This is a genomic window from Oerskovia sp. NPDC060287, from assembly GCF_042726775.1.
Lineage (GTDB): Bacteria > Actinomycetota > Actinomycetes > Actinomycetales > Cellulomonadaceae > Oerskovia > Oerskovia merdavium.
In genome coordinates this window covers 1-3,550 of sequence record NZ_JBHXBO010000337.1, presented here as the reverse complement: position 1 = coordinate 3,550, position 3,550 = coordinate 1, and the positions used below count along the sequence as shown (strand labels likewise).

Below are 3,550 nucleotides of genomic sequence, written 5' to 3'. Positions count from 1 at the left end.
GTTGCGGCGTACGCCCCCGTGCGCGCCGCCACCACCGCGTGCTCCCGTTCGGCAGTCATGGAACTGCTCGGCACCGCGAGCCGACCCGTCAGCGCACGACGAGCACGACCGCGAGCACGGCCATGACGAGCGCGATCCCGCCGTCGAGCACGCGCCACGCGACCGGGCGCGCGAAGAGCGGCGCGAGCACACGCGCCCCGAAGCCCAGCGCCGTGAACCAGACGAGGCTCGCGATCCCGGCCCCGATGCCGAAGACCCAGCGACCGCTCTCCCCGTACGCTGCCGCGAGCGAGCCGAGCAGCAGGACCGTGTCGAGGTAGACGTGCGGGTTGAGCCACGTGAGGGCGAGCGCGGTCCCGACGGCGGCACCCACCGACATCCGCAGCCCACCCTCGGCCGCCTCGAGGGTCGCGGGGCGCAGCGCGCGCCGGGCGGCCTGGACCGCCAGGACGAGCAGGAACGCGGCCCCGCCCCAGCGCACGACCGCGAGCAGCACGGGGGCGCTCGAGACGAGGACGCCCAGGCCGGCGACGCCCGCGGCGATGAGCACCAGGTCCGACAGCGCGCACACCAGGACCACGGGCAGGACGTGCTCGCGCCGCAGCCCTTGCCGCAGGACGAACGCGTTCTGCGACCCGATCGCGACGATCAGGGACAGTCCGGTGCCGAGGCCGGCGAGCAGGGGCGCGAGGGTGGTCACGTCCTCCACGGTAGGCAGGGCCAGCGGTTCAGTACAGCGAATGTTTCTGCAGAACCTTAAGATCTACTCATGGTGGATCTTCAGCCCGACCAGCTCCGGACACTCGACGCGATCGCGACCGCGGGCACGTTCGAGGCCGCCGCGCAGCAGCTCGGAGTGACCCCGTCCGCGATCAGCCAGCGCATGCGCGCGCTCGAGGCCGCCGTGGGCCAGGTGCTGGTGCGCCGGGGACGGCCCGCGACGCTCACGGCGCCGGGCGAGGTGCTCGTGCGCCACGCACGCCGGCTCGCCCTCCAGCACGCCGAGGTCCTGGCCGAGCTCGACCTGGCCGAGGGAGACACCCCCGAGCTCACGCTCGTCATCACGGGCGACGCCCTGACGACCTGGGCCCTTCCCGTGCTCGCCGAGGCCTCGGCCTGGGCCCGGTTGGAGATCCTGCGCGAGGACCAGGACCACTCGATCGACCTCCTGCGGGACGGGAAGGCCGTCGCCACGATCACGTCGGTCGCCGAGGCCGTCCCCGGCTGCCGCTCGACGCGGCTGGGCCGGATGCGCTACCGGCCGTTCGCGAGCCCGGCGTTCGTCGAGCGCTGGTTCCCCGACGGCCCCACCGCCGCCGCACTCGCAGCGGCGCCCGTCCTCGTGTTCGACCGCAAGGACGACCTCCAGGACCGCTACCTGGGCGGGCGCGCGGGCGGCCCGCGCCACCACGTCCCGGCCTCGCACGAGTTCCTGCGCGCGGTCGAGCTCGGCATGGGCTGGGGCATGCTGCCGGACCTCCAGAGCCGGGAGCCGGAGGCGGCGGGCCTGCTCGTGGGGTTCGACGACGCAGCGAGCCTGACCGTGCCGCAGTACTGGCAGCAGTGGCGCCTGCACTCACCCACGCTCGACAGGGTCGCGACGGCCGTCCGCGAGGCCGCGGCCACCCACCTGCGCTGACGCCGGGCACCACGGGGCAGGGCAGACTTGTCCCGTGCCCTCCCCCACTTCCGACGAACGACTTCCCCGCAGCTCCGTCCCGTCCGACGGCCCGGCCGGCCCAGGCCGCGCCGCACAGCCTGACGCCGCGGCGCTCCGGGACCAGGCCGCCCTCGACCGGCTGCTCGCGGGGCTCGAGCGCTTCTCGCCCGACGACGATCCCGCTCACCCGCGCGGCGGCGCGGCAGACCCTCCGCTCGTCGCGGTCGACGCGACGGACCGGTTGCTGCTCGACGAGGCGGCGAGCGCCCTGGCTGCGAGCGGCCCGGGTGAGGTCGTCGTGATCGACGACCGGTTCGGGGCGCTGACCCTGGGTGCCGCGGTCGCGCACGGGCTCACGGGGATCCGGGTCCACCAGGACGCGCTGACGAGCGAGCTCGCGCTCGACCGGAACGCGCACGAGGCGACGGTCCACGGCCAGGCGGGACTGACTGCCACCTTCACCCACCTCCCGCTCGGCGAGGACCTGCTGCGGGGCGCGCGCGTCGTCCTGCTCCAGCTCCCGCGCTCGCTCGCCGCGCTGCGCGACGTCGCGGAGCACGTGGCGCGCTTCGCCGCGCCGGACGTGGTGGTGCTCGCCGGTGGCCGCCTCAAGCACATGACCCCGACCATGAACGACGTCCTGGCCGAGTCCTTCACGGACGTGCGGGCGAGCCTCGCTCGGCAGAAGTCGCGCGTACTGGTGGCGCGCGGGCCCCGTCCCGGCGTCGGCCTCACCTATCCCGTGACCGAGCACCTGGCGGAGCTCGACCTCGACGTGGTCGCGTACGGGGCGGCGTTCGCGGGTGCGAGCCTCGACATCGGCACGCGCTACCTCCTGGGCTTCCTCGACCGGGTCTCGCCCGACGCGCGCGACGCCGTGGACCTGGGCTGCGGCACGGGCATCCTCGCGGTGTCGTTCGCGCGCTCGCGCCCGGACGCCGTGGTCGTGGCGACCGACCAGTCGGAGGCCGCGGTGCGCTCGGCCCGCGCCACGGCCGCGGCCGGCGGTGTGGGCGAGCGGGTGCGCGTGGTGCGCGACGACGTGGGTTCCTCGCTCGCGGAACGCAGCGCCGACGTCGTGCTGTGCAACCCGCCCTTCCACCAGGGCGCCGCCCTGAGCACGGGCGTCGCGCACCGCATGTTCGCGGCCGCGGGGCGCGTGCTGCGCCCGGGCGGCGAGCTGTGGACGGTCTACAACTCGCACCTGCGCTACCGCCCCGCGCTCGAGCGCGCGGTGGGCCCCACGACGCAGGCGGGCCGGGGCCCCAAGTTCACGGTGACGCGCAGCGTCGCCCGTTGAGAACCTGAGGGCCCCGGCCCGTCAGTCGCGTGAGGTCGAGGTCACTGGACCCCGACGACGTCCACCACGAAGACCAGCGTGTCCGTGCCGCCGATGCCCGCCTGCGGGACGCCGCGCATGCCGTAGCCGTGCTCCGGCGGGATCGAGAGCAGGACGCGCGATCCGACGTTCTGGCCCACGAGGCCCTTGTCCCAGCCGCCGATGACCGCGCCGGTCCCGATGGGGAACGAGATGGTCTGGCCGCGGTCGTACGAGGTGTCGAAGATGTCGCCGTCCCAGACCTGACCCAGGTAGTTCACGACGATGGTGCGGCCTGCGGTGACGACCGGGCCGCTGCCCTCCTCGAGGACCTGGACCTGGAGGCCGGCGGGGGCGCCGCCCTCGGGGAACGTCAGGACGGGCTTGTCGCCGAACGTGCCGGACGCGGTGGGGAGCTGCGTGCTCATGGTGCTACCTCTCGGTGGGAGTGCAGGGTTTCGAGAACAAGCCTAAGCGTCGCGCCTCACCGGCGGGCCCGGCTCGCCCGTCCCGCGTGCCCGACGACGGAGCGCACCGCGCGCTCCCGGGTGCGCTCCGCCGTCGGGCACCGC

The 3,550-nt window shown here is 74.8% G+C and carries 4 protein-coding genes; 2 read left to right on the top strand and 2 right to left on the bottom strand.

The window, feature by feature from the left end; all coding sequences use genetic code 11:
- Nucleotides 1-88: 88 nt before the first annotated feature.
- Complete coding sequence (locus ACFWFR_RS18565) at nt 89-700, bottom strand: LysE/ArgO family amino acid transporter (protein ID WP_377618951.1); 612 nt, start codon at nt 698-700, stop codon at nt 89-91.
- A 69-nt stretch (nt 701-769) separates the two neighbouring features.
- Between ACFWFR_RS18565 and ACFWFR_RS18560 the strand changes: the two genes are divergently transcribed.
- Together ACFWFR_RS18560 and ACFWFR_RS18555 are read left to right on the top strand one after the other, a co-directional pair.
- On the top strand, nt 770-1,639 hold the full coding sequence (locus ACFWFR_RS18560) for a LysR family transcriptional regulator ArgP (protein WP_377618953.1): 870 nt from the start codon (nt 770-772) through the stop codon (nt 1,637-1,639).
- Nucleotides 1,640-1,673: 34 nt separating this feature from the next.
- A complete protein-coding gene (locus ACFWFR_RS18555) occupies nt 1,674-2,960 on the top strand; it encodes a class I SAM-dependent methyltransferase (RefSeq protein WP_377624065.1) in 1,287 nt (428 codons plus the stop codon).
- A gap of 41 nt (nt 2,961-3,001) precedes the next feature.
- Here ACFWFR_RS18555 and ACFWFR_RS18550 read toward each other — a convergent pair whose 3' ends face one another.
- Nucleotides 3,002-3,406, bottom strand: coding sequence for an FKBP-type peptidyl-prolyl cis-trans isomerase (locus ACFWFR_RS18550; RefSeq protein ID WP_056645814.1), 405 nt, complete (start codon nt 3,404-3,406; stop codon nt 3,002-3,004).
- Nucleotides 3,407-3,550: the final 144 nt, after the last annotated feature.